This window comes from uncultured Campylobacter sp., from assembly GCF_905373215.1.
Taxonomy (GTDB): domain Bacteria; phylum Campylobacterota; class Campylobacteria; order Campylobacterales; family Campylobacteraceae; genus Campylobacter_B.
Genome location: NZ_CAJPRT010000004.1, coordinates 37,798 through 64,070 on the forward strand (window position 1 = coordinate 37,798; position 26,273 = coordinate 64,070).

General features: G+C 46.7%; 24 protein-coding genes and 1 tRNA gene. 17 read left to right on the forward strand and 8 right to left on the reverse strand.

The window, feature by feature from the left end:
* Positions 1-3: 3 nt before the first annotated feature.
* Both QZ176_RS03060 and QZ176_RS03065 read right to left on the reverse strand, forming a co-directional pair.
* The gene (locus tag QZ176_RS03060) at positions 4-732 is read right to left on the reverse strand and encodes an amino acid ABC transporter ATP-binding protein (protein WP_295151169.1); all 729 of its coding nucleotides are present in this window, start codon (positions 730-732) and stop codon (positions 4-6) included.
* Positions 725-1,387 carry an amino acid ABC transporter permease gene (locus QZ176_RS03065; protein WP_295151303.1) on the reverse strand — a complete coding sequence of 221 codons (663 nt, stop codon included), beginning with the start codon at positions 1,385-1,387 and terminating at the stop codon, positions 725-727. The genes QZ176_RS03060 and QZ176_RS03065 overlap by 8 nt, the downstream gene beginning before the upstream one ends.
* Before the next feature lie 169 nt (positions 1,388-1,556).
* On the opposite strand from QZ176_RS03065, the gene putP reads away from it, so the two are divergent.
* The 7 genes from putP (at position 1,557) to dnaE (ending at position 12,844) form a co-directional block, all read left to right on the forward strand.
* Entirely contained in the window at positions 1,557-3,065 is a 1,509-nt protein-coding gene (gene putP, locus QZ176_RS03070) for a sodium/proline symporter PutP (RefSeq protein WP_295151171.1), read from the forward strand.
* On the forward strand, positions 3,058-4,401 hold the full coding sequence (locus QZ176_RS03075) for a DUF2130 domain-containing protein (protein WP_295151173.1): 1,344 nt from the start codon (positions 3,058-3,060) through the stop codon (positions 4,399-4,401). The genes putP and QZ176_RS03075 overlap by 8 nt, the downstream gene beginning before the upstream one ends.
* Before the next feature lie 724 nt (positions 4,402-5,125).
* Positions 5,126-5,785 carry a YccF domain-containing protein gene (locus QZ176_RS03080; RefSeq protein WP_295151175.1) on the forward strand — a complete coding sequence of 220 codons (660 nt, stop codon included), beginning with the start codon at positions 5,126-5,128 and terminating at the stop codon, positions 5,783-5,785.
* Between the two features lie 258 nt (positions 5,786-6,043).
* Positions 6,044-6,120 (forward strand) — tRNA-Ile (locus QZ176_RS03085).
* Between the two features lie 249 nt (positions 6,121-6,369).
* Positions 6,370-7,680 (forward strand): dicarboxylate/amino acid:cation symporter, encoded by a 1,311-nt coding sequence (locus QZ176_RS03090; RefSeq protein WP_295151177.1) that lies wholly within the window; start codon positions 6,370-6,372, stop codon positions 7,678-7,680.
* A gap of 28 nt (positions 7,681-7,708) precedes the next feature.
* Positions 7,709-8,389, forward strand: coding sequence for an amino acid racemase (locus tag QZ176_RS03095; RefSeq protein WP_295151179.1), 681 nt, complete (start codon positions 7,709-7,711; stop codon positions 8,387-8,389).
* 321 nt (positions 8,390-8,710) lie between these two features.
* The gene (dnaE, locus tag QZ176_RS03100; RefSeq protein ID WP_295151180.1) at positions 8,711-12,844 is read left to right on the forward strand and encodes a DNA polymerase III subunit alpha; all 4,134 of its coding nucleotides are present in this window, start codon (positions 8,711-8,713) and stop codon (positions 12,842-12,844) included.
* 367 nt (positions 12,845-13,211) lie between these two features.
* Here dnaE and QZ176_RS03105 read toward each other — a convergent pair whose 3' ends face one another.
* From QZ176_RS03105 to QZ176_RS03130, 6 genes are all read right to left on the reverse strand, one after another.
* Positions 13,212-13,412, reverse strand: coding sequence for a hypothetical protein (locus QZ176_RS03105; protein ID WP_295151182.1), 201 nt, complete (start codon positions 13,410-13,412; stop codon positions 13,212-13,214).
* 251 nt (positions 13,413-13,663) lie between these two features.
* On the reverse strand, positions 13,664-14,275 hold the full coding sequence (gene hisG, locus QZ176_RS03110) for an ATP phosphoribosyltransferase (protein ID WP_295151183.1): 612 nt from the start codon (positions 14,273-14,275) through the stop codon (positions 13,664-13,666).
* Positions 14,272-14,892, reverse strand: a complete 621-nt coding sequence (locus QZ176_RS03115; protein ID WP_295151184.1) for a type III pantothenate kinase — start codon at positions 14,890-14,892, stop codon at positions 14,272-14,274. Before QZ176_RS03115 ends, hisG begins: the two co-directional genes overlap by 4 nt.
* Positions 14,879-15,169, reverse strand: a complete 291-nt coding sequence (locus QZ176_RS03120; RefSeq protein ID WP_295151186.1) for a hypothetical protein — start codon at positions 15,167-15,169, stop codon at positions 14,879-14,881. The genes QZ176_RS03115 and QZ176_RS03120 overlap by 14 nt, the downstream gene beginning before the upstream one ends.
* Positions 15,170-15,200: 31 nt before the next feature.
* Positions 15,201-16,214, reverse strand: a complete 1,014-nt coding sequence (locus QZ176_RS03125; RefSeq protein WP_295151188.1) for an L-seryl-tRNA selenium transferase — start codon at positions 16,212-16,214, stop codon at positions 15,201-15,203.
* On the reverse strand, positions 16,214-16,765 hold the full coding sequence (locus QZ176_RS03130) for a hypothetical protein (protein ID WP_295151190.1): 552 nt from the start codon (positions 16,763-16,765) through the stop codon (positions 16,214-16,216). Before QZ176_RS03130 ends, QZ176_RS03125 begins: the two co-directional genes overlap by 1 nt.
* Positions 16,766-16,881: 116 nt before the next feature.
* Here QZ176_RS03130 and gatC point away from each other — a divergent pair, with 116 nt between their 5' ends.
* From gatC to QZ176_RS03180, 10 genes are all read left to right on the forward strand, one after another.
* Positions 16,882-17,169 (forward strand): Asp-tRNA(Asn)/Glu-tRNA(Gln) amidotransferase subunit GatC, encoded by a 288-nt coding sequence (gene gatC / locus QZ176_RS03135; protein WP_295151191.1) that lies wholly within the window; start codon positions 16,882-16,884, stop codon positions 17,167-17,169.
* A gap of 10 nt (positions 17,170-17,179) precedes the next feature.
* Positions 17,180-18,262 (forward strand): type IV pilus twitching motility protein PilT, encoded by a 1,083-nt coding sequence (locus QZ176_RS03140; protein ID WP_005871218.1) that lies wholly within the window; start codon positions 17,180-17,182, stop codon positions 18,260-18,262.
* Positions 18,262-18,939, forward strand: coding sequence for a CvpA family protein (locus QZ176_RS03145; protein ID WP_295151193.1), 678 nt, complete (start codon positions 18,262-18,264; stop codon positions 18,937-18,939). The genes QZ176_RS03140 and QZ176_RS03145 overlap by 1 nt, the downstream gene beginning before the upstream one ends.
* Positions 18,936-19,403, forward strand: coding sequence for a Fur family transcriptional regulator (locus tag QZ176_RS03150; protein ID WP_005871221.1), 468 nt, complete (start codon positions 18,936-18,938; stop codon positions 19,401-19,403). The genes QZ176_RS03145 and QZ176_RS03150 overlap by 4 nt, the downstream gene beginning before the upstream one ends.
* A gap of 1 nt (position 19,404) precedes the next feature.
* Positions 19,405-20,898 carry a lysine--tRNA ligase gene (gene lysS, locus QZ176_RS03155; RefSeq protein ID WP_295151194.1) on the forward strand — a complete coding sequence of 498 codons (1,494 nt, stop codon included), beginning with the start codon at positions 19,405-19,407 and terminating at the stop codon, positions 20,896-20,898.
* Positions 20,899-20,900: 2 nt separating this feature from the next.
* Positions 20,901-22,148: a serine hydroxymethyltransferase gene (locus QZ176_RS03160; protein ID WP_295151195.1), complete on the forward strand. Its 1,248-nt coding sequence runs from the start codon at positions 20,901-20,903 to the stop codon at positions 22,146-22,148.
* Between the two features lie 94 nt (positions 22,149-22,242).
* A complete protein-coding gene (locus tag QZ176_RS03165; RefSeq protein WP_295151197.1) occupies positions 22,243-23,274 on the forward strand; it encodes a hypothetical protein in 1,032 nt (343 codons plus the stop codon).
* Positions 23,274-24,059, forward strand: coding sequence for a shikimate dehydrogenase (locus tag QZ176_RS03170; protein WP_295151199.1), 786 nt, complete (start codon positions 23,274-23,276; stop codon positions 24,057-24,059). The genes QZ176_RS03165 and QZ176_RS03170 overlap by 1 nt, the downstream gene beginning before the upstream one ends.
* A 481-nt stretch (positions 24,060-24,540) precedes the next feature.
* Positions 24,541-24,747, forward strand: coding sequence for a DUF4492 domain-containing protein (locus tag QZ176_RS03175; RefSeq protein ID WP_005871229.1), 207 nt, complete (start codon positions 24,541-24,543; stop codon positions 24,745-24,747).
* 2 nt (positions 24,748-24,749) lie between these two features.
* Positions 24,750-26,273 (forward strand): cytochrome ubiquinol oxidase subunit I, encoded by a 1,524-nt coding sequence (locus tag QZ176_RS03180; protein WP_295151201.1) that lies wholly within the window; start codon positions 24,750-24,752, stop codon positions 26,271-26,273.

Consider the following 26,273-nt stretch of genomic DNA (forward strand, 5'->3'; position numbering starts at 1 on the left):
CCTTTAGTGGTTTAAAATTTTATTTAAAAATTCTTTTAATCTCGGGTTTTGCGGATTTTCAAATACGTTTTTAGGCGTATCGTCCACAGCGATTTTGCCGCCCTCCATAAAAAAAATCCTATTCGCGACATTGCGTGCAAAGCCCATCTCGTGCGTTACTACAAGCATCGTAATGCCCTCTTTGGCGACCTCTTTCATTATACCTAACACCTCGCCGATCATCTCGGGATCTAACGCCGAAGTGGGCTCGTCGAATAAAATCACGTCCGGATTTACCGCCAAACTTCTAGCGATTGCGATGCGTTGCTTTTGCCCACCGCTAAGCTTGTGCGGATAAGTATAGGCCTTATCGCTAAGACCGACCTTTTGCAGCAGCTCCTCTGCTTTTGCGTAGGCTTGTTCTTTAGTATAGATACCCGCTTTTATGGGCGCTAGAGTTAAATTTTCTAATACGTTTTTATTTGCAAAGAGGTTAAAATGCTGAAACACCATACTAACTTTGCGGCGAATTTTATTAATATCAGTGTGCTTATCGGTAATATCCTCGCCGTCTATTTTAATAGTGCCGCCGCTTGGAATTTCAAGCAAATTTAAGCAACGCAAAAAGGTCGATTTACCACCGCCGCTTGGACCGATGATCGCTACGATATCGCCTTTATTTATGCTCTTTGAAATTCCTTTTAGCACTGATAAATTGCCGTAGGATTTGGTTAAATTTGATATTTCAATCATTGCGGTTTAACCTACTTTCTAGCATTTTTACTAAAAACGAGAAAAATTTCACGCTTGTATAGTAAAGTACTGCGGCAAAAAGTATCGGCTGGACGGTATAAAGCGCAGCCTGCATGCTTTTTGAAAAAAACGTAAGATCAGTAATTGCTACGAGACCCACGACCGAGGTCTCTTTAAATAGGCTAATAAACTCATTCGCAAGCGCAGGCAGGATATTTTTTATCGCCTGCGGAAAGACGATCTCTTTCATCGCCGTGCCGTAACCTAGCCCCATCGCGCGCGCAGCTTCCATCTGGCCGCTATCGACGCTATTTATGCCGCCGCGCACGATCTCCGCGACGTAAGCTGAGCTATTAAGCCCCAGCGCAAAGATCGCAGCTGCGATATTATTGCTCCACGTAGCAAAGATAATAAACACGAACACCATAAGCTGGATAACGATTGGAGTTCCGCGGATGATGTCTACGTATTCGTCGATAATGAAGCTTAGAAATTTATTGTTTAGAAATTTTAAAAATGCCAGCATAAATCCTAATGCGATACCGATCACGATGCCGCCGGAGGTCAAAATAAGAGTGATGCCGTAGCTTTTGGCGTATGAAATTTTTTGCGCTTCGCTCAGTTCGGGATAGGTGAAATAAAGCCCCACGGCGATTACAGTCAAAACAAATACGACCTTTAAAATTTTCTCGTTCAACCAAGGCGCCTTTTTCTTAAAATTTAAACGGCAAGAATACTAAAATTTCGTTAAAATCTGGCTAAATTCCGAAAGTAAAATTTTATTTGAAATAGAGTAAAATTAGCTTTTTTAAAAGGAGGCAACGATGAGCTTTTGGACCTATTGCGCAATCGCGATATATTTCGGCGCGCTTATTTTTATAGGTAGGTATTATTATGACAAGAATGCGAGCTTAAGCGAGTATCTGCTCGATAATCGCCGCCTAGGCCCATTCGTAACGGCGCTTAGCGCGGGCGCTAGCGATATGAGCGGCTGGATGCTTTTGGGGGTGCCGGGCGCGATGTTCGCAACGGGGATTTGCAATATCTGGATCGCCCTAGGACTTTGCGTGGGCGCGTGGTGCAATTATAAATTTCTTGCAAAAAGGCTTAGAATTTACACCGAGGTAGCAAGCGACAGCGTCACGATCCCGGATTTTTTAGAAAACCGCTTCAAAGACCGCACCAAGACGCTTCGCATCATCTCGGGGCTTTTGATCATCATATTTTTTACGCTCTACGTTAGCAGCGGCATCATCGCCGGCGGCAAGACCTTTGAGAGCTTTTTCGGGCTAAGCTTTACCTACGGCGCGGTCGCTACGATCTTAATCGTCGTGTTTTATACCTTTTTCGGCGGATTTAAGGCCGTCGCGATCACGGACGCGTTTCAGGGCGCGCTGATGTTTGCGGTGCTTATTTTAATCCCTCTGTTTTCTTACCGCGCGCTGCAGATCCCTGCGGACAGCTCCTTTTTCGCGCAGGTGCGGCTCTACGGCGCGAGCCACCTCGATCTATTTTACAATCAAAGCTTCTTGGGTGTTTTGGGCTTGCTTGCTTGGGGGCTCGGATACTTCGGGCAGCCGCACATCATAGTGCGCTTTATGGCGATTAGAAGCTCGCGCGAGCTTGATAGCGCGCGCCGCATCGGAATTTCGTGGATGGTGCTAGGGCTAGTAGGCGCGATGCTTAGCGGTCTTATCGGCTTTGTGTATTTTTCGCAAAAAGGTCTTAGCATAGACGATCCCGAAAAAATTTTTCTAGAGCTCGGTAAAATTTTCTTTCACCCATTTATCCTAGGCGTGATAATCTCTGCGGTGCTGGCGGCGATTATGAGCACCATCTCAAGCCAGCTTTTAGTAAGTGCGAGCGCGGTTACGAAGGATTTTATCTTCGCGTTTTATAAAAAAGAGGTGAGCGAGCGCACGCAGACGCTAAGCAGCCGTATCGCCGTCGTGATCATCGCCGCAGTCGCCGCGATCTTGGCGTTCGGCTCAAACGATACGGTGCTAAACGTCGTCGGAAACGCTTGGGCGGGATTTGGCGCGAGCTTTGGAGCGGTACTGCTTTTCAGCCTGTATTCTAAAAAAATGAGCGCGCTCTCGGCTTTGGTGGGTATGCTCGTAGGCGGTATCACGGTCATTTGCTGGATCTTATCGGGGCTTTCGGCGATCGTTTACGAGCTGCTACCGGGCTTTTGCTTTTCGGCACTTGCAATACTGCTCGTAAATCGCTACAACTCCGTGCTCGATAAGATGGCGGATGAGCCCAATGCCGCGCAAATTTCGCAGGAATTTGAAAAGATGAAAGAGCAAAGTTTAAGAGGCAAAGATGGCTAACGTAAAGTGCCCGCACTGCGGCTTTCAGATCGATATAGACGAGGCGCTGCAGCGCGATATCAAGGCTAAATTTGAAGATGAAATTTTGCAACAGAAGCGAAAGTGGCAGCAGCAGCAAAACGAAGCCACGTTTAAATTTGAAGCCGAGATCGCCGCTAAGCGCGAGGAGTACGCGAAGCATCTGGCGCAGCTGCAAGCGAAGGAAAACGCCTTCGAGCAGCGCGTAAAAGCGGCGACCGATTCCGCGCTAAACAGCGAGCGGGAGAAAATTTTAGCGCTTGCAAAATCTCAGATCGAGAGCGAAAACGCGGCGAAATTTGAAATTTTACAAAAGGAGCTGCAAGAAAAATCGCAAAGAATTTCCGAGCTAAATTTAATAAAGGCCGAAATGGAGGCGCAAAAGCGTAAATTTAGCGAGCTTGAAGCCGAGAATAAAGCCAAATCCGAGATCGAGCTAACCAACCGCGTAAACCAAGAGCGCGAGCGGCTTTCGAAGCAAATTTCGCAGGAAAACGAGCTGAAATTCCGCCAAAAAGATGAGCAGATCCAAAGCCTAATCGGCCAAATAAACGAGCTTAAGCGCCGCTCGGAGGTGGGCTCACAGCAGCTTCAGGGCGAGGTGCAGGAGCTCGCGCTGCAGGAGTATCTGCGGCTAAATTTTCCTTTGGACGAGATAGATGAGGTCAAAAAGGGCGCGCGCGGCGCAGACTGCGTGCAGATGGTGCATACGAGGGAGTTTGCGGGCTGCGGTAAAATTTTATACGAGAGCAAGCGCACGAAAAGCTTCGAGCCCAAATGGATCGACAAACTCAAAGACGATATGATAGGTGAGGGCGCGCAGATCGGCGTTATAGTAACCGAGCAGATGCCGCCTCACAGCCCTAGGCTGCATCAAGCGCCGAGCGATGCTAGCATCTGGATCTGTTCGTTTGAGGAATTTAAGGGGCTTTGCGCCGTCTTGCGCGAACATGTCGTGGCGCTTGCTTTTGCCAAAAGATCGGGGCAAAATCAAGATAGCAAAACGGCGATGCTCTACGACTATCTGACCTCGCCCGAGTTTGCAAACCAGATAAAGACGATCGTCTCGGCATTCGTCGGCATGCAAGAGAGTCTAAATAAGGAGCGCAACGCGATGGAGCGTATCTGGAAACAGCGCGAAAAACAGATCGCGCGTGCGCGAGACGGCGCGATCGCGATGCACGCAAGCATCAGAAGCATCGCCGGAAGCGGCGTAGCGCAGCTGGAGGACGTCGATGAAATTTTAAGTCTCGAGGCGATTGCGGCGGATGGCGAAGCGGATGCGCTTCAAAACCAAGACGGCGACGAGACGCTATAGCGGCGTGTGGACGGATCGCGGCTATGGCGAGAGCACGAAGCGAGTTTGCAGTGCGAGGAGCTTGCGTCGTGAGGTCTAAATTCTATAAAGCAACGTAATATTAGTCTACGGGTAAGCGGTGCTAAAATTTCAAGAAGTAATTGCCGTATGCTTTTGAGTTTGCGAGGTTGGAATTTTGCTTGCGAATTTTATCTCGGCAGAAATATGCCGCACTGTGTAGCGTTTAAAATTTTAAATTCATAATTAAGGAAGCGCTTCATGTTGCGAAAATTTGATTTGGAATTTCTATCTTGTATCCCAATTAGGAAGATTTTACACTAAAAGCTATAGCAAAATTTTAAGAATTCGCTTTTCTGTACTGTAAAAATTTTAAAATTTTGATCTGCAAATTTTATAAAATTTATGAAATTCTAAAATTTCGGCGTCGAAATTTTAGAATTTCTAATATTTTTAAAACAAATTTAAATTTTTTTAAACACCCTTGCCGCAGTTATTTGCATACTAAAATTTTATCGATGAAAAGCGTTTGTTGCCAATCGTTAAACCCCATCCCTTATCATTCCGTAGTTGTTTTGCGCATGGAAAATTTTGCGCGTACAAGACTCGTTTTGTGCGGCATAGCGTGCAGGTCGCATCAAATACTCCGCAAAAAAGCAATGGTGGGCTGTGCAACGTCTGTAGCAGGCGGCTTGCTTGATTTACATAATTTATAGAGAGGTAAAATATGCGTATTCTAGGCAACATTATTTGGTTTTTTCTAGGTGGTTGGATCTTGGCTATCTTAACTTATTTATCGGGTTCGATCTTTAACCGTTTTAGTCGGATCGTTCCCGCGGGATTGGGTCTTATGGAATACGGCAAATTTCTATTTTTACCCTTTACTAGCGATATGGTGCGCAAAAATAAAAGCTCGCTTGCCGTCGCTGCAGTGCCGCTACAAAACTGTGAATATGACGTAACGTCCCAAAAAGTATCCGTAGCGACGATAATAGCTACAGTTTGTATCGTAGCGATTGCCTTGCCTGCAGTAGCGATTGCGGAACCGGGGCTGACTACTAGAGATGATGCGGAGATCTCTAAGTTGGCGACAAATTTAATTACCGTTAAATACGATCTGGACGCCTACTATATCTCTCAAGGCAAATTCGCATCCGATTTTTCGGTTATGACGAATGTTCCGCTAGAGCCCAACGGAGCGAATTCCGCATATCTTAAAAGCACAAAGGGAGATAAATGCTTCCTAATCAGCGTGGACGGCGAAAATAAAACGATCACCATCGCAAAAGGTCCCGATGCCGAAAATAATATCTGCCGGGGAGCGTATGAATTACCGGGAGTCCCTAAAATGCTATCGGAGCCTATTAGCGTGAAAAAAAGCTATTAATTCACGCGATTTAAGAGTGGATTAGATTATGGCGGCGGATTTAAGAGCCCTGAAATTTTATATAAAATTTCGTCTTAAATTTACGCCGCCTTGTGCGCACGAAAGTGATCTGATCGGGAATCAGATAAAGTTGTGTGCTTTGGTGTGAAATTTAGCCACGATTTGGACGGGTCTAAGTTCCATAAAATTACGCGGTTAGAATTTTAACGCCGTTTTAAGATTATTTTTGTAAAATCACATTTCTTTTTCACCGCTGGCGGGCTCATAGCTCAGTTGGTTAGAGCATCCGGCTCATAACCGGATGGTCCTAGGTTCAAGTCCTAGTGAGCCCACCACCACAAAATTTTTTGCTTTTCACTACATCAAAATCCGCAAAATTCTATAAATTTCATGCGTCGTTTTTCCTTTGAAATTCCGCTTCATAACTTCAAAAGACAAAGCTTGCCGCATAATTTCAGCTTTAAAATGCGGCAAGCTCGCGATTGAATTTTCAAATTTAACTTTCATTTGGCGACCGATTAAATTTTATTTTATGGCAAGTTGCGGTAGAATTCCGTTAAAATTCTTAGTGCAGGGAGATGTCCATGTCAGAAAATCAAACGAAAAAAGGCGGAATTTTAGCCTTTTATTTTAACTCAAGCTTGCTTTGGCGCATCATTATCGCTTTAGTGTTGGGCTCTGCGATTGGTATGTTACTACCTAAAAATATGCCGGTGGGTGATACCACGTGGGTGGCGATTTTAACGCCTTTGGGAGATCTTTTCGTGCGGCTTTTAAAGATGATCATGGTGCCTATCATCATCTGCTCGCTCATCGTGGGCACGAGCAGCATCTCGCCCGCGCACCTGGGCAAAGTAGGCGTTAAGGCGATCATATTTTACGCTATAACGACGCTTTTTGCGATCGTCATCGGTCTAGCGTGTGCGTTTGTATTTTCTCCAGGTAGCGGGCTTGATCTAAGCGATACGTCCAAGGCTGTCGAAAAGGCAGCGAACGCGCCTAGTATGAGTAAAATTTTGCTTAATATAATTCCTACGAATCCTTTTGATTCCATAGCCAAGGGCGAAATTTTGCCGATTATCGCGTTTTGCTTATTTCTTGGCGTAGGGCTTGCGTTTTGCCGCGACAGTAGTGATGCTCGTATTAAAAATTCCGCTGATACGGTTTATAATTTTTTCGATGGAATGAGCGAGATTATGTTTAAGGTCGTGCACTGGGTAATGCAATACGCACCAATTGGCGTTTTTGCGCTAATGTTTGTAGTGTTTAATAAAAGCGGTATCGAGGCTTTCAGCTCGCTATTAAATGTCACGATTACCCTATACGTGGGACTTGCGATTCAAGTATTTGCGGTTTATTGCGTTATTTGTATGCTTATCGGAGTTAGCCCGATTAAATTCCTTAAAAAAGTGCGTCCGCCGATGCTTACGGCTTTTGTTACCCGCAGCTCCAACGGCACGCTTCCGATTACGATGCAAACCGCCGAAGATATGGGAATTCCAAAGGCGATCTACGGCTTTGTTTTGCCCGTGGGCGCTACGGTGAATATGAACGGCACGACCGTGTATTTGGGCGTGTGCACGCTCTTTATCGCTAATGCTTGCGGTATCGATCTAAATAGCAGCCACTACCTCACGATCATCATCACTTCGATGCTTGCGGCGATCGGAACTGCCGGAGTTCCGGGAGCTGGTGCGCTGATGCTGCTTTTAGTGCTCGAATCTATCGGCGTCAAGGTAAGCGGTAATGTAGCGATCGCTTACGGAATGATTTTAGGCATTGATGCGATTTTGGATATGGGGCGAACCTCGATGAACGTAACGGGCGATGTTGTGGCGTCGATCTACGTCGCAAAGAGCGAAAACGAAATGGATATGAGTAAGTGGGAAAATTAGCCCAAGTAAAATTTAGAAAGGACGAGCTATGAAAAGAGTTGGAATTATCGGTGGAATGGGACCTTTAGCGAGTGCGGATCTGTATATGAAGATTATAGAAGAGACTGCTGCGGGAAGCGATCAAGAAAATATTCCGCTTGTAATTGATAGCTATCCGCAGATTGAAGATCGCACGGCATTTATCTTAGGCAAAGGTGAAAATCCGCTTCCGCGCCTAAGCGAGAGCGCCGTTAGGCTCAAAAATGCAGGCTGCAAGGCGTTTGCGATGGCGTGCAACACGGCGCATTTTTTCGCAGACGATGTAGAAGCTGCGGCGGAAATCCCGCTAATTCATATCGCTGAGGTCACCGTAAAAGCGATCCGCAAAAATTATCCAAACGCCCATAAAATCGCTGTGCTAGCCACTATTGGTACAAAAAAAGCTAAAATTTACGACGATCCGCTCAAAGAAGCGGGGCTAATCAGCGTGGAGCTTGGCGAAGAAAATCAAGCGGTTTTGATGGATTGCATCTACAAAGGTGTTAAAGCGGGCAAGACTGCCGAATACGTGGGGGCTTTTGAGAATTTGCTAGGCAAAATCGATGCTGATATTTACGTCGTTGCCTGCACCGAGCTGCCGCTATTTTTGCCGTTAATCAAAAGCGATAAAATTTTCGTCGATCCTACTAGAGAGCTTGCCAAAGCGATCGTGGAATTCTCAAGATCATAGAGCCGCAAGGCTTTGCAAGCGGAATTTTAAACCGCAAAATTTTACGATGATTTAAGTCATAGAATTTTGCGGAATTGCGTTAGCTCAAAATTCCATCGAGGCGGAATTTTATGATAGTGGAATTTCATCACAGCATTTTAAACTTAAAATTTTGTCAAAATTTAATCCGTAAGATCCAGAATATAAAACCTCCGAAGTAAAATTCCGTAATAAAATTTACTTGTAAAATTTCGTGCTGAAATTTAAGCTAAAATTCCACTAAATTTGACCGTTTCTAAAGCCCGAATTTACTATAATCTCCAAATCAAAAAAGGACCAAAAATGAGCGACTACACCCACCTGCACCTTCACACCGAGTATTCGCTGCTAGACGGCGCGAATAAAGTAAGCGAGCTCGCCGAGCTTTTACAGAGCCGCGGCACCAAGGCGTGCGCGATCACCGACCACGGCAATATGTTCGGCGCGATAGACTTTTATCAGACGATGAAAAAGCACGGCATCAAGCCGATCATCGGCATCGAGACCTACCTGCACAACCACGACGATATCGGCGATAAAAGCGACCGCCAGCGCTACCACTTGATACTGCTTGCCAAAAACGAGACGGGCTATAAAAATTTAATGTATCTTAGCTCGCGCGCGTTTTTAGACGGCTTCTATTACTACCCGAGGATCAATAAAAAAATTTTAAAAGAGCACAGCGAGGGTCTCATCTGCTCCTCGGCGTGCCTAGCGGGCGAGGTGGAATTTCATCTAAATAGAAGCGAGCGAAATTTAAAGCGCGGCGCGGGCGGCTACGAAGCGGCGAAAAAAGCGGCGCTTGAGTATAAGGAAATTTTCGGCGAGGATTTTTATCTTGAGATCATGCGCCACGGCATCGGTGAGCAGTTAAATGTCGATAAAGACCTCATCCGCCTTTCGCGCGAAATCGGCGTCAAGATCATCGCCACGAACGACGCTCACTACGCGCGCAAGGACCGCGCCAAGGCTCACGACGTCTATCAGTGCATCTCGATGGGCAAGACGATCAACGACGGCGACCGCCTAAAACACGTCGTTTCAGAATTTTACGTAAAAAGCGACGAGGAGATGAGGCGGCTTTTTGCGGACATCCCCGAAGTGATCGAAAATACCGCCGAGATCGTGCAAAAGTGCAATCTCAAATTTGCCTTCGACGAGAAGGACTACGCGCCCACGCCGCCGAATTTTAAATTTACGATCGAATACGCCGCTAGGCTCGGGCTTTCGTTGCCACAGCCCTCGGAGCGCTATAGCTTTGCAAACGATGATTTTTTATTCGATCATCTCTGCCGCGAGGGGCTTAAAGAGCGCCTTAAATTTATCAATCCACAGAAACACGAAATTTATCGCGAGCGCCTGGAAAAGGAGCTTGCCATTATTAAAAACATGCATTTTTCGGGCTATATGGTAATCGTGCAGGATTTCATCAACTGGGCGAAGGATCACGATATCCCGGTTGGCCCAGGTCGCGGCTCTGCGGCGGGTAGCATCTGCGCGTATGCGCTTCGCATTACCGACCTCGATCCGATCCCGTATAATCTGCTTTTCGAGCGATTTTTAAATCCGTCGCGTATCTCGATGCCCGACATCGATGTGGATTTTTGCCAGGCGCGCAGAGGCGAGGTGATCGACTACGTCATCGATCAGTACGGCAAATACAACGTCGCGCAGGTTGCGACCTTTGGTAAGCTACTCGCGCGCGGCGTTATTCGCGACGTGGCTCGCGTCTGCGATATGCCGCTTTCGCAGGCCGATAAGATGGCAAAGCTGATCCCCGACAAGCTCGGCATCACGCTCAAGCAGGCTTACGACGCCGAGCCGAAGCTGAAGGAATTTATCGATGCAGATCCGATCGCACAGCAGGTTTGGGAGTTTGCGCTGGGCCTTGAAGGGCTAAATCGCAACGCAGGCATGCATGCCGCGGGAGTGGTGATCTCAAACGAGCCGCTGTGGAACAAAGCACCGCTATTTAAGCAGGATAAGGGCGAGGATGCGCGCCTAGTAACGCAATACACCAAAAACTATCTCGAGGACGTCGATCTGATAAAATTTGACTTCCTTGGCCTTAAAAACCTCGATGTGATCGATAACGCCATCAAGCTCGTCAAGCGCCGCTATAATCGCGACATAGTTTGGGAGGAGATAGACTTTAACGATCCGCGCACTTACAAAACGATTCAAAGCGGCAACACGCTAGGGATTTTCCAAATCGAGGGTGCGGGCATGCAGGATCTGGCGATGAACCTGCGCCCCGACCGCTTCGAGGATATCATCGCGATGATCTCGCTCTACCGCCCGGGGCCGATGGAACTAATCCCTGATTTTATCAGGATCAAACACGGCGAGCTAAAAGCAAGCTATATTTTCCCCGAGATAAAAGAAATTTTAGAGCCAACATATGGCATCATCGTCTATCAAGAGCAGGTCATGCAGATCGTGCAGAAGGTAGGCGGCTTTAGCTTGGGCGATGCCGATCTGGTGCGCCGCGCGATGGGTAAAAAGGATGAGAAGAAGCTCGCTCACATGCGCGAGCAGTATCTAAGCGGCGCTAAAGAGCTGGGCTTTGACGTAGCTAAGGCGGATGAGCTATTTGATCTGATTATGAAATTTGCCTCCTACGGCTTTAACAAATCCCATGCCGCGGCGTATTCGATGATCACCTTTCAAACAGCCTATCTTAAGACCTACTATCCGGCGGAGTTTATGGCGGCGCTGCTTACTTCGGAAGAGGGCAACACCGATAAAATTTCAAAGTATATCGACGAGGCGAGCCGCCTAGGCATCGGGCTTTTGCCGCCGTCGATCAATCAAAGTTTAAGGGGCTTTAGCGTCGTGGACGACGAAAACTCCAAATCGGGCACCTCGATCATCTACGGCCTCGGCGCGATTAAGGGCGTGGGCGGTGCCGCGATCGAGAATATCTTAGAGCTTCAAAGCGAGGCTAAATTTCAAAGCATCGACGATTTTGCTTCGCGCGTGGATAATTTCCGCGTCAATAAAAAGGTCATCGAGTCGCTGATCTACGCAGGCGCGATGGATTGTCTGGGCAAGAGTCGATTAGCGATGATTCAGAATATGGAAAATATCCTAGACGTGATGAAAAAAATCACCGAGATTAAAAAGGACGCCGCAAGCTCGCTTTTTGGAGAGGATGAGGATATGACGAGCGGCATGAGCGTAAGCTTCGTCGATACCGATAAGGAATTTCCGCAGGGCGAAATTTTGAAATTTGAGCAGCAGACTGTGGGCGTGTATCTCTCGGGGCATCCGCTGGATGATTACAAAGAGGAGATGGACGGCATTGACTACACGCTATCCTCGGCATTTAGCGAGATCGACGGCGATAGCGCCGAGGTTCTTAGCGTAGGACGGATCGAGGATCTGTCCACGCGCATGACGAAAACGGGCAAAAAAATGGGGATTTTAAACGTGCTTGATCTGCACGGCAGCTTCGAGCTCGCGGTGTTCGATAACGCGCTAAAGGCGATCGAGAGTTTAAGCCCGCAGGAGAGGGAGCGACCGTACGCCTTTATGATCAAAATTTCAAAAAGCGCGGTCGGCGGCGCGGCGTATCAGTTGTCGTTTCTTTCGATGATGAGCCTGCAAAACGCCCGCGATGCGAGCTTCCGTCCGCGCGCGGGAGTATTTTTGAGCGAGAATCCACTCAAGGCCTATGCCGCGCAGCTTGGAGCGATTACACATACTAAATCGAACGAATTCGACGAACTGGTGGGCGACGAGGATGCGAGCGTTAAAATTTTGTGCGTCGGCAAGATCGAAAACGTCTTTGCGCGCACGACTAAATCGGGCAAGCAGATGGCAAATCTCACGGTGCTCGATCTTTCGGGAAGCTTCGAGATGAGCGCATTCGGCGATATTTGTGATGCGGTCACTGCGCTAACGGACGCGGAGCTGGAGCGCCCGATGGCGTTTTGGGTGCGGCTTAGCAAAAATACATCCCCTTACGGCGGGAAATATCAAATCTATCTGGATGAAATTTTAACCCTAGATGCCGCGCAGAATATCGACGGCTACGTACCTAGCAAGGTGCGAGGTTTCGGCGGTAGGGAGCGCGGGGGCTTTAACGGCGGTAATTCCGGCTTCGGCGGCGAACGAGCTGGCGGCTTCGGCGGAGGAAATTTCGCGGAGAGAAGGGGCGGTTTTGGCTCGGAGGATCCCGCTTTTAAGGCGCGCAAAGAGCGCGAGGCACAGCGCAAAAACGCGCAGGATTTCGAGTTTGAGCTAAGCTTAGGCGAGCTAAGTCGCGAGAAAATTTATAAAATTTACCATCTCGCATTTTGCGACACGGCGCTGAAAAACACCAAGCGCCTAATTCTACGGATTCGCAACGGCAGCGAAGTGCTCGTTTATCCGACCGAATACATCGTGAGCGATAATTTTACCGAAAAGGTACGCGAAATTATCGCGGCGTAGGCGGGGTAGCGGTTCTATCGCCACGCTAGGTCGGTTAAAATTTATTCTTGCTTGTTGTGCCGCACGTAAGAGGTATCTGAGCGCGCAGAGAGCCTAGACTTTGGCGCGGTTGCGATAAGAGGCAAGCTGTTTGTTCCAAAATTTGTCGCGTGCAAAATTTACTGCGCGACACATAAGAATCGTAATCACGCAGATCGTCCGCGATATCTAAATTTATTGCGTTTATCGCGACGGAATTTTATGTGCTATAAATTTACAAACACATAAACCGCTTCTGCTTTATTGCGTCGGCAAGGCTTATAGCGCGCGCCGCTTGAGTTGCCGCAATAATAGCTCGCCGTGCCTCGGCAGAGCATGTATTGTTGTGCTAGCCCATATGCGGCACGACAAATTTCAAATTCGAGTTGAAATTCCGAAATTCTGCCGTTTCCAAGCCGTGGGAACTTGAGCCTAAATTTAGAACTTGCAAAATTTTGAAATTTGACTGCGCAAAATACGGAGAGAGATTTTGAAATTTTGAAATTCCGAGCCGTGGAGTTTTAGAATTTCGGAATTCTACGAGCTGCAAATTTAGGGCTAAATTTTAAAATTTGTAGCGATAGAAATTTGAAATTTTATGCTGCGCGGCTCGACAGCGCTTCCGCTTCTTGATAAATCAAATTTGCAGGTTGGTTTAAATTTAATCGGTGCGGTTGGTTGCTGCCGTAAATTCTATACGCAGCAGCGGTTTTTTAAACGACAGCGCGCCAAAGTGGTGATGATTCTCACGCAAAATATGCCGCGCCAGTTGCAAAAACCGTGCGGCGGGCAAGCGAGGATTTAAGCGATCGTGCGGGCTAGTTTATCTCTTAAATTTAAAATTTCATCGCGCTTTAGCACGAAGCTGCTTTTGTTGGCGATGAGGTGCGCGGAGCTTTGCATTATGGTTTCTGCGGGTTGCAGCCCGTTTTGCTTCATCGTAGCGCCGGTCTCCACGACATCGACGATAGCGTCGGCAAGCCCTATGAGCGGGGCTAGCTCGATCGAGCCGTAGAGTTTAATGATATTTACGGCGACGGCCTTGGAGGCGAAGTATTCGCGAGTGATGTTGGGCATTTTCGTAGCGATTTTTAGGCTCGGAGCGCCGTAGTTTAGCTGGGTGCCCGCATGCACGCCCACGCAGACGCGACATTTTCCGATTTTAAGATCGAGCAGTGTAAGCACGTCCGGGCGATGCTCCTCAAGCACGTCAAGCCCCACTACGCCGATATCTGCCGCGCCTCCCATAACGTAAGTAGGGATATCTTGGTTGCGGACGTAGAGGAATTTAAAATCGCCCTTTTGCATTATGAGTTTGCGATCCTCGAAAGCAAAATCAAGCCCGAAAATGGTTTTAAAAATTTTAAGCGTATCGTCGGCTATGCGGCCTTTTGGTAGGGCTATGGTTATCATGCAAGCCCTTTTTTTGCGATCAAGCTTACCATCGATTTAAAGATCAGATCCTTTTCATAGATCGAGTTGCGAAAATACCGCATCAGATAGGCTCCGTCGCCGCCCGTGAAGTAAATTTTATTATTGCCCGCGATGTTTTCGATCGTAAGCACGATCGGCTTTAAAATCCCGTAGTTTACGGCACTTGCGGTCTTTTGTGGCAGCGGATCCAGATCGATATTGGTTGAAAGCGTCACGTCCAGCACCGGCGCGATGCTCGCAAACGACTTTAAAAGCGTGCCGATACCAGGCATTATAAATCCGCCTAGGTGCGAGCTTTTAAACATCAAATCCACGGTGATTGCGCTGCCCGCATCGACGACGATGCCGGTGTTTACGGCCGAGCACGCCGCTATGCGGTCGATCCCGAGCCCGCGGTAGGCGGTTTTTAGTTCAAAGTGCGGCGCCAGATCGACAAATAGAGGGTTTTTCAGCTTTTTTTTCACGCTATCATTGACGCTAATGAAAAAAATTCGCTCCTTCGGCTCGTACCGCATAAATTCCGCTATGGGCATGCTTTGCGTTACGCCGCCTTTATAAAATTTAACTCTGGAATTTCCCACGTCACACAAAAGCATAGAGGCTAAATCCGTTTTCTTTTAAAAATTTCGCGCTTTTAGAGCACATTTGCGAGTTGTAAAACAGCACGCGCTTTTTCACGACCTTGCCTAGGCTTGCACTAATGTCGCTTGCGAGCGAGAGTAGAAATTCCGCGTCGCGCATCACAAAGCGAGATTTTGCGTCGCGCATAAATAAAAGGACGTTGTAACTTTTCAGATCCACGCCGAAATACGCGCCATATGAGCGCGAGCGCGTGAAGCTAGCGATATCTAGCGTTTGAAATTTCTGAAGCAAAAGGTCTTCGCGAACGCATAGTTTTGAAATTTTATCTAGCATCAAAATTTAAAATTTTATCGTCGTAGTAAAACGAGCTGCCTGCGATAAAAGACTTATCCTCGAACTCGCCATTTAGCTCGTAGATCGCCTGGCCTTCTAAATTTTCGTCCACGCGGATGACGTAGCCATTACGCTCGATGATATACAGATAGCCGCCGCTAAGCAGCGCGCCACTAAATTGCGCGAAGGTGAATTTGCGCGATTTGATCAAATTTAGCCCGCGATCTAGTAGCTCGACTCTGCCGTCCTTTAAGAAAAGATAAATTCTATCGCCACTAAAAATCACGTCTTTGATGTCTACGTTATGATTTTTATTGCCCACAGGACTTACCAGCATTAGCCTAGTGGCAGTTACGGCATAAAGGTTATCGCCTTTATTTTCCAAGGCGATAATGTTGTTAAAAAACGGCTGGTTACTCACGACAAAATCGCGTGCCGAGCGCCCACCTACGTTTTCTGCGATGCTGACTAGTCCGTCTAGCGCAGGATAAGCGATAAGTTGGTTGATAAATAGCGGTGACGCTACGCGCGAATCGATTGCGAACGCATCGCCTACTTTATGATCGAGCACCACTGCGCCCGAGCTTAGTTTGATAAGCATGATCGAATCATCGCTCATCACTAAAGCCAAATCATCGCCGTGTATATTTGCACTGAGCGCTTGTCTGCCGAGGGCTTTTTCAAATTTTACAGCGCCTGTGCCACTAACTACTTTAAGCGTGCCATTGATGTCGGTTACGACGAAATTTCCGTCATATTCGCCTAAAAATTTCTCGCTTTTTAAGACTTTAAAATTTTTCACCAAGCCGTTTTTAGAGATGACTTCGCCGTCTTTTAGTGTCGCGCCGTCTTTACTAACCGCTACGATTTCTGATGGCAGTGAGCCGTTAAATTTCATATCACCTGTGATGTTTTCGTCGCTGGGTTCAAAATACTGGCGCTTCGTCGAGCAGCCTAAAAATAAAAACGATAGTAAAAGCGTAAATATTAGCGTTTTTTTCATTATTTATTGCCTCCATAGTGTTTCAAAGCAAGTGCGATTTGACGAACGGGTGAGTTGAGCGGAATTTTATCTAGCTCTGCGTGAGCTTGTTCGATTTTGCCTTCTTTTAGCAGGTCGTAGCCCTTAAGCAAAGAATCGTAATCGGCGAGTAGCACCCCGCCTTGTTTGCCGTTTTGTAGATTTATTATCTCTTTTAGCATAACATCGACGCCTTGGGCATTTTCTAGCGCCGCTCGCTCGTCTGCAGAGCCGTTTTGCAAAATATAAAGAGCGTATAGATTTATATCTTTTTGCTTAAGCTCGGCTAGCTTAGCGTCATCGCGCTTGTTAAGCAGCTCGTCATAGATCGCATTAGCACTTGCTATGCGGCGATCGCTTAGAAATTCATTTGCGTAATATCCGATAAATGCTACGATCAAAACCGCAGCCAAAAATATCAGCGGCTTTTTGTATTTTTTTACGAAAATTTCACTTTTTATGACGCTTTCTAGAAACTGCTCTTCTGTGCCAATCTCTTTTTTCACGCCTTCGATGTCGTCTTTTAAAGCCAAAACTTAGTCCTTTATTTGAGAAAATCGGCGTAATTGTAGCATAAAAAATTTTAAATACCGCCTAAGATAAAGAATTTTTATGATATAATGTCGCATTTATCAGAAAAAGGAAAGTTATGATAATAGACGATACCTTGCTAAGCAAGCTAGAAAGGCTATCCGCTCTTAAAATTCCAGATGCTAAGCGAGAAGAATTTAAAGGGCAATTAAATAATATCGTAGATTTTGTAGAAATTCTAAATGAGCTGGATTTACAAAGCGGCGAGGCGGCTATCACTACGCTGAAAGGCGGTACTCCGTTTCGCAAAGATATCCCACGCAAAAGCGACGTCGCAGAAAGCGTCTTAAAGCATGCTCCGCAGTCCGAAGGCGGCTACTTCGTAGTACCGAAAATCATAGATTGAAAGGAATTTTATGGAAGAAGTTCAAAGAAATTTAGTAGATATCGAAACCCTACTAAAAACCGTCGTTTTTAACAAAGCGAGCGACCTTCACTTAGTTTCGCGCTCGGCGCCTCAAATACGCATCGACGGAACATTGCGCCCACTTGCCATGGACCCGCTTAAGGGCACGGATATCGAGTATATCTGCTACGCGCTCATTACCGATGCGCAAAAAAGTGCGCTCGAGGAAAATAAAGAGCTTGACTTTGCGATCGAGCTTCCTAATATCGGACGCTTCCGTGGTAATTACTACTACACTATGAATGGCGATTTAGCTGCCGCATTTCGTATTATTCCTATCGATATTCCTAGTCTGGACGATTTAAAAGCCCCTACGATTTTTAAAGAGGTAGTTAAGCATGAAAAAGGTATGATTTTGGTTACCGGGCCTACCGGTAGCGGTAAATCAACTACTCTTGCTGCGATGCTAAACGAGATCAACGAAAAAGAGCGCAAGCACATCATCACCGTTGAAGATCCGGTTGAGTTCGTCCATACCAATAAAAAAGCGCTTTTTTCTCACAGAAATATCGGCACCGATACCCATTCCTACGCTAATGCGTTAAAATTTGCCTTGCGTGAGGACCCGGACATTATCCTTGTGGGCGAGATGCGCGATAGAGAGACTATCTCGATCGCCATTACCGCGGCTGAGACCGGTCACTTGGTATTTGGTACGCTACACACCAACTCCGCGATGCAGACGATCAACCGTATTATCGATAGCTTTGATGGCGGCGAGCAGCTCCAAGTGCGAAATATGCTCTCTGTATCGCTTACCGCGGTCATTTCGCAATCGCTTTTGCCAAAGCTTGGCGGTGGACGTATCGCGATCCATGAAATTTTGCTCAATAACAATGCCGTAGCGAATCTAATCCGCGAAAACAAGGTGCATCAGATTTACTCTCAAATGCAGCTAAATCAGCAATCTACCGGTATGATAACTCAAACTCAAGCGATGGTTAAAGCGATCCGTGCAAATCAAATTTCAAAAGACACGGCGTTTAGGTACTCGACTAACCTGCAAGAGCTAATAGGCGTGGTGGGTGCTTGATGGAAGGTATTAATTGGTTCGATGTCGGCTGTTTGGTACTCGTAGTGCTCTTCGGACTACGCGGTATCACTAATGGCATCGTAAAAGAAATTTTTGGAATTTTGGGTCTCATCGGCGGTCTTTTTGCCGCGATGCGCTATAAAACTATGGCAGGCGAGTGGATTGCAGCAAAAATTCCAGCTTTGCAGAATGCAAACGGCGTGCTTTCAGGCGATACAACGCAGGTTCTCATCGGCTTTATCGCTGTGCTTTTTGGTGTATGGATCTCGTGTCTGATTATAGGTGAAATTATTTCAAAATTCTTTAAATGGAGCGGACTCGGATTTGTTGATAAGATCGGCGGTTTCGTTTTTAGCGTAAGTAAAATTTTCTTAATTTTTGCCGTTATCGTTACGCTTGCAAGCGGTCCTATGTCGATGAACGAACAGACTAAAAAGTATTTTGAAAGCAGCGAAACTGCGCCGATTTTCTTAAAAATCGGAAATTGGATTTTAAATCTCAAAGATGATCCGAAGATCAAACAAAGCTTAGATTCCATCGGTTCTAAGATGGATGATAAGCTCTTAAAAGATCAAAATTCTACCGCCCGTATGAACTCGGATCAAAATCAAAGCACTGAACCTAGCGATTTTAACGCCAGTTCAGAAGTAAATTCTACAGAAAGGACAAAATTATGAATGCAAAAATCGAAAATTTAGAGTTTGACGCTCTAATTGTTGAGTTTAAAAAGGCGCTTGCCGCTAGCGGTTTAAAATATACTAAGCAGCGCGAGGTTTTGCTTCGCACGCTTTATAACAATAACAAACACTTCACGCCTGAGGCGCTTCACAACGAGATCAAAGCGAAATTTCCGGAGCTAAACGTAGGCATAGCGACGGTGTATCGCACCTTAAATTTGCTTGAGGATTCAGGTATGGCGACGTCGATCTCATTTGGCGCACAGGGCAAGAAATTTGAGCTTGCGAACAAGCCTCACCACGACCATCTAATCTGCAAAAGCTGCAATAAGATCATAGAATTTCAAGACGCCACTATTGAGCGAAAACAGCTTGCCGTCGCCAAAGAGCACGGATTTACGCTTACGGGGCACATGATGCAGCTGTATGGAATTTGCCCTGAATGCGCGGCAAAAAGGAAGTAGATTGTTTGATAGCCAGTTAGAGATCCAAAGGATAGACAAGGCGTCGGAACTTCGGAATGTAGGGGCTAATCCCTATCCGCACTTTCTAAAAAAAGATATGAGCATAGCTGAGTTTAAAGAGAAATTCGGCTACATAAAAGATACCGAGGATAAAAAAGTGAGCGAGGAGGTAAGCCTTGCCGGAAGGTTAAAGCTAAAGCGTGTCGCGGGCAAATCCACCTTCGCAAACATAGAGGATCAAAGCGGCAATATTCAAATTTATTACTCTCGCGACAGCATCGGCGAGGAGGATTACGCTAAATTTAAGAAAAATCTCGAAGTAGGCGATATAATTTTGGTGCGCGGATACGCTTTCGTCACCCAAACGGGCGAGTTTTCGATCCATGCCAGTAAAATAACGCTCGCGTCCAAAGCGATCTGCCCGCTTCCGGAGAAATTTCATGGCCTTGTCGATATCGAGATGCGCTACCGCCAAAGATATCTCGATATGATAATGAACCCCGAGGTCCGCGAGGATTTTATTAAGCGCTCGATCATCGTTAGCGAGATCCGCAGCTTTTTTGAAAAGCACGGATTTTTGGAAGTCGAAACGCCGATGATGCACCCTATCGCAGGCGGCGCGAACGCTAAGCCTTTTATCACTCATCACAACGCCCTCGACGTCGATCGCTATCTGCGTATCGCACCGGAGCTGTATCTTAAGCGCCTCGTCGTAGGCGGCATGGAGGCGGTCTTTGAGATCAACCGAAACTTCCGCAACGAGGGTATGGATCTGACGCACAATCCGGAATTTACCAGTATAGAATTCTACTGGGCGTGGCATGATTATAACGACGCGATGAACCTAACCGAGGAGCTGTTTAAAGCGCTATTTAAGAGGCTCGGGCTGGGCGAAATTTTAACCTACGATGAGCGCGAGATCGATTTTTCAAAGCCTTTTGCGCGCATAAAGTATCTCGACGCGCTTACGCAGATAGGCGGCATCGAGCCGCAGATCGCAAATGATCGCGAAAAGATCATCGCCAAACTCAAAGCCGATAAATTTGAAGTCAATGAAAAGCTCGATCTAGGCCACCTGCAGAGCGAACTTTTTGATAATTACGTAGAAGCTAAGCTCATAAATCCGACCTTCATCGTGGATTTTCCGATCTCGATCAGCCCGCTTTCGCGCAGAAGCGACGAAAATCCGCAGATAGCCGAGAGATTTGAGCTCTACATCGCAGGCAAGGAGCTTGCAAACGCCTTTAACGAGCTGAACGATCCGCTCGATCAATACGCCAGATTTAAGGCTCAAATCGACGCTAAAAACGCTGGCGACGACGAAGCTCACGAGATGGATGAGGATTACGTTCGCGCGCTTAGCTATGCGATGCCGCCGACTACCGGCTGGGGGCTTGGAATCGATCGCTTGGCGATGATTTTGCTGAATAAAAAATCGATCCGCGACGTGATTTTATTCCCTGCGATGAGGCCGCTAAATTTAGAGAAGGAGTGAACGTGTCAAATTTAGAAAAATTCGATAATGAAATTTTTAGTTTAACCAACAAAGAGCTTGCCCGCCAGTGCGATTATTTGGAGATGATCGCGAGCGAAAATTTTACCTATCCCGAGGTGATGGAGGCGATGGGCTCGGTACTAACGAACAAATACGCCGAGGGCTATCCAGGCAAGCGCTACTACGGCGGCTGCGAGTTTGTAGACGAGATCGAGCAGATCGCGATCGATCGCTGCAAAAAGCTCTTCAGCTGTGAGTTTGCAAACGTCCAGCCAAACAGCGGCAGCCAAGCTAACCAAGGCGTATATGCCGCGTTTTTGAAACCGGGCGAGAAAATTTTAGGCATGGCGCTTAGCCACGGCGGGCATTTGACGCATGGCGCGAAGGTCTCAAGCAGCGGAAAGATGTATGAGAGCTTCGAATACGGCGTGGAGCTCGACGGCCGCATAAACTACGATAAAGTGCTTGAGATCGCTCAGATCGTAAAGCCGAAGATGATCGTTTGTGGTGCGAGCGCCTATACGCGCGAGATAGATTTTGCTAAATTTAGACAGATCGCTGATAGCGTGGGCGCGTTTCTTTTCGCCGACGTAGCGCATGTCGCTGGGCTCGTCGTTGCAGGCGAACATACTAATCCGTTTCCGCACTGCCACGTCGTAAGCTCGACAACGCATAAAACGCTTCGCGGTCCGCGCGGCGGCATCATAATGACCAACGACGAGGAATTTGCTAAAAAGATCAACTCGGCGATCTTCCCTGGTATCCAGGGCGGCCCGCTAATGCACGTAATCGCCGCAAAGGCGGTGGGCTTTAAACACAATTTAAGCCCCGAGTGGAAGGTCTACGCCAAGCAGGTCAAGGCAAACGCTAGAGTTTTGGGCGAGACGCTGGTTGGGCGCGGCTTTGATCTTGTTAGCGGCGGCACAGATAATCATCTGATTTTAATGAGCTTTTTAAATAGAGATTTCAGCGGCAAGGACGCTAGTGCCGCGCTTGAAAACGCAGGCATTACGACGAATAAAAATACCGTACCGGGCGAGACGCGCAGCCCGTTCGTCACCAGCGGCATCCGCGTCGGCAGCCCCGCACTTACCGCGCGAGGGATGAAGGAGAAAGAATTTGAGTTTATCGGAAATAAAATCGCCGACGTGCTAAGCGATATCTCAAATTCCAAGCTTCGGGCACAGGTCAAAGAGGAGGTGCGAGATTTGGCGCACCGCTTCATCATCTACGATCGCGCGATGTATTAAATTTAATAAATTCGGGTAAGCTTACCCGAATTATCTATTTCGTAAATTTTGCGTGGTAGAATTTACAAAGTAAATAATAATCTTAGGAGAGAGTATGAGCGACAAAAATTTCGATATGAGCAGCATAGACGACATAGTGATCAATAGCGGCAATGTCGATAAGAACGCGAATTTGAAAAAGGGTCTTACCGTCGCAGCCGGCGTCGTAGTTTTATTCTTAATCATTTTAATCATAATGAAGGCTATCAATAAAGACGATATTGACACCAACGCAGGTCTTACTATGCCTAGTGAAGAAGAGCTTGCCAAAGCGGAGCAAAAGCCTGCCGTACAAGTTCAAAAACCTGAGCCTTCGCAACCTGAGCCTGTAGAAGTGAAATCAGAACCCAATACAGCATCTGCAGCTCCAACCAAAGTAGAGATAAAAACCCAAGAGCCTAATTCCGAAAGCAAGGTCGTCGCAAGCGCTCAGCCTGAAGCACAGAAAGTAGAAATCCAAAAGCCCGAAATCAAAGAAGAGCCAAAAAAATCCGAAGTTAAAATAGAAAGTAAAAAGATTGAGCCTAAAGACGAAGCTAAAAAACCTGAAAAAACTGACGTAAAAAAGTCCGAGCCTAAGAAAGAGTCTGCAAAAGACGAGGTGAAAAAAGAGCCTTCTAAAACCGAAATTAGAAAAGTCGAGCAAAAAGTAGAGCCTAAAAAAGAACCCGAAAAACAAGCAAAAGCAGAAGTTAAAAAAGAGTCTTCAAAAACGGAAGCTAAAAAGGAACATGCGAAAGCTGAAGCCAAAAAAGAGCCAGCAAAATCTGAGTCTAAAAAAGAAGCTAGCAAGCCAGAGTCTAAAAGTGAGAGCGTAAAGGCTGGCGTTGCAGCAAAGAGCACCAGCACCAGCGTGGCAAACGGCAGTTATGTGCAGGTTTTCGCATCCAACGCCTACGATCCAAACGGGTCTGATACCAAAAAAATCACCAAAAAAGGCTACAGCCCAATTGCGCTACAAACTCACGTCGGCAGCAAGAGCGTGACTAAAATTTTAGTTGGACCTTTTGAGGGCGAGACGCTACAAAAGGCGCTTAGCGATATGCGCAGCATCAACAGCGGCGCGTATATTTACCGAGTGAAATAGTGGACAGATTTGCGGTTTTCGGCAACCCGATCGCCCACTCCCTCTCGCCGCTACTTCATAACTACGCTATAAAATTTCTAGCCCTAGACGCCTACTATGGGCGAGTTTTGCTGCAGCGCGGCGAGGAACTGCGCGCTAAATTTGAAACTTTAAGGCTTGCGGGCGCGAACGTAACCGTGCCTTTTAAGCTCGACGCATTTAAAGCATGCGACATCTTAAGCGAGGCGGCGCAGAAGATCGGGTCGGTAAACACGCTAGTGCTAAAAGGCAGCGCGCTGCACGGCTTTAATACCGACGCGCAAGGCTTTTTCTGCGCTATCTTGGGCTTTGGTGAGATTCGCAATGCGCTTATTTTAGGCGCGGGTGGCACGACGCGGGCAATCGGCTACGCTCTAGGCAAAAACGGCGTGAAATTTGACATCCTAAACCGCAGCGCAAAGGATTTTGACTTCGGCTGCGAGGAATTTTTTACTTATGAAAATTTTAGATCCAAAGACTACGATCTGATCGTCAATGCCACCGGCGCGGGGCTCAAAGATGACGCGTTGCCTGCGCCCGAGGGGGTAATAGATGAAATTTTATCCCGCGCGAGATTTGCCTTTGATGCGATCTATGGGAAGCAGACTCCGTTTTTGCAAGCCGCGCGTGCAAAAAATCTACCCGCAAAAGACGGCAAAGAGATGCTGATAAATCAAGGCGCGCTTGCTTTCAATCTCTTTTTCGGCGGCAAATTCGACCTAGCAGAGATTGTATCGCTGATGAGCCGTGCTGCAAATTTACGCTAAATCGGCTCTTAGGCTTTTCAATTATCCGCCCAGTCTAATGAAATGCTTTAAATTTTGCGTCGAGTAATTATACGTTCTTAAATTTTATATCGTGTAGCTTTGGGCATTGAATTTTAAAATTCTTACGTCTGCTTTCAGCTGAGGTGCGTTAATTTGCCTGGAAAAAATTCTATTAAAAATAGCTACGAATTAGGCATAAAGATGCTTGGCAAAACCTCGCGCATTTTTCTGCTCGCTTCTTGATATATTCTATTCTAAAATTTTATATGACGAATCTAAACTAAAATTTTGTGCAGTTTAAGTAAAATGTTATTGTTTGTGAATTATACAATAAAACTTTACTTGAGCGAGATGACGCAAGACCGAGGTGTTTATTAAAAAGATAAAATTGCTACCAAAATTTCAAAATTTAAAGCTAAATTTTAATTAATTGTTATACAATAAAAAATATAAACTAATAATTGCTAAAGGTTAAAATTTAATGTTTTTCGGCAAAATTTTAAAATTTTACGCGCATGGATTTGCTTCGATGAAGCTTGGCAAAACGCTGTGGGCGGTGATTTTGATCAAGCTATTTATAATTTTCGTGCTACTGAAATTTTTCATTTTCGACGAAAACTTGGATTCTAAATTTAAAACCGATCAAGAAAAAATCGATTTCATTTATAAAAATTTGACTAAGGAGTAGGAATGCAAGAGCTTGCTAGCGTGGATTGGTCGAGGGCGCAGTTTGCGCTCACGGCGCTTTATCACTTTCTTTTCGTGCCCCTAACGCTGGGGCTTAGCTTTATCGTGGCGTTTATGGAGAGCCTGTATGTCGCGACCGGTAAGCAGGAGTGGCTCAAGATCACTAAATTTTGGCTACGTCTTTTCGGTATAAATTTCGCCATCGGCGTCGCGACCGGCATCATAATGGAGTTTGAGTTCGGCACCAACTGGGCGAATTATAGCTGGTTCGTGGGCGACATCTTCGGCGCGCCGCTTGCGATCGAGGGCTTGCTCGCGTTTTTCTTGGAGGCTACCTTCTTTGCGGTAATGTTCTTCGGCTGGGATCGCGTAAGCAAGAAATTTCATCTTCTTTCAACCTGGCTCGTGGCGATCGGATCAAATTTAAGCGCGTATTGGATTCTAATCGCGAATGCTTGGATGCAGAACCCGGTAGGTACGAGCTTTAATCCAGATACGATGCGCAACGAGATGAGTAATTTTTTAGATATCGCGCTATCTCACTTCGGAGTGGCTAAATTTTTACATACCGTCGGCGGCGGCTACATTACCGCGGCGCTTTTCGTGCTCGGAATTTCGGCGTTTTATATGCTAAAAAACAAAGACTTCGCGCTTTCTAAAAAAAGCTTCATCGTAGCGGCAAGCTTCGGTATGCTAAGCTCGCTTTTCGTGCTATTTAGCGGCGACGAGAGCGCCTATCAGGTCGCGCAAAAGCAGCCGATGAAGCTTGCGGCGATGGAGGGTCTGTATAAGGGCGAAGTAAATGCAGGCATCGTCGCGGCGGGAGTTTTAAATCCGAGCAAACTTCCCGGAGATGATAAGGAGCCGTTTTTATTTGAGATCAAGGCGCCTTATGCGCTGGGGCTAATGGCTACGAGAGGGCTTGATAATTTTACTCCGGGCATCGATGATCTGGTATTTGGAAACGAAAAATTCGGCATCGAGGGCGTCGATAAAAAGATCGAAAAAGGCAAAATCGCCCTGCAAGCACTGAAGGATTACAAGCTCGCCAAAGACGCGAATGACACCGCGGCGATGCAGCAAGCGCGCGAAATTTTATTCGGCAACCAAAATATGCAAAATTTAGGCTACGGCTACCTTGACGACGCGAAGCAGATCGTCCCTCCCGTGGCGCTTACATTTTATAGCTTCCACGTGATGGTGGCTTTGGGGAGCTATTTTATCTTGCTATTTTTCGTGACGCTATTTTTGGCGATGCGAAAGAATCTCGCCGAATACAAGAAAATTCTGTGGCTTTGCGTCTTTAGCATTCCTTTGGGATACGTCGCGTGCGAGGCGGGCTGGATCGTGGCCGAAGTAGGGCGCCAGCCGTGGGCGATACAAGATCTTATGCCGGTGGGCGTCGCAGCTACGAGCCTAGCGGGAACGAACATAATGATCTCGTTTGCGCTCTTTACGGTTTTATTTACGGTTTTATTCATAGCCGAGATAAAGATCATGCTAAAACAGATAAAGATAGGATTTTAA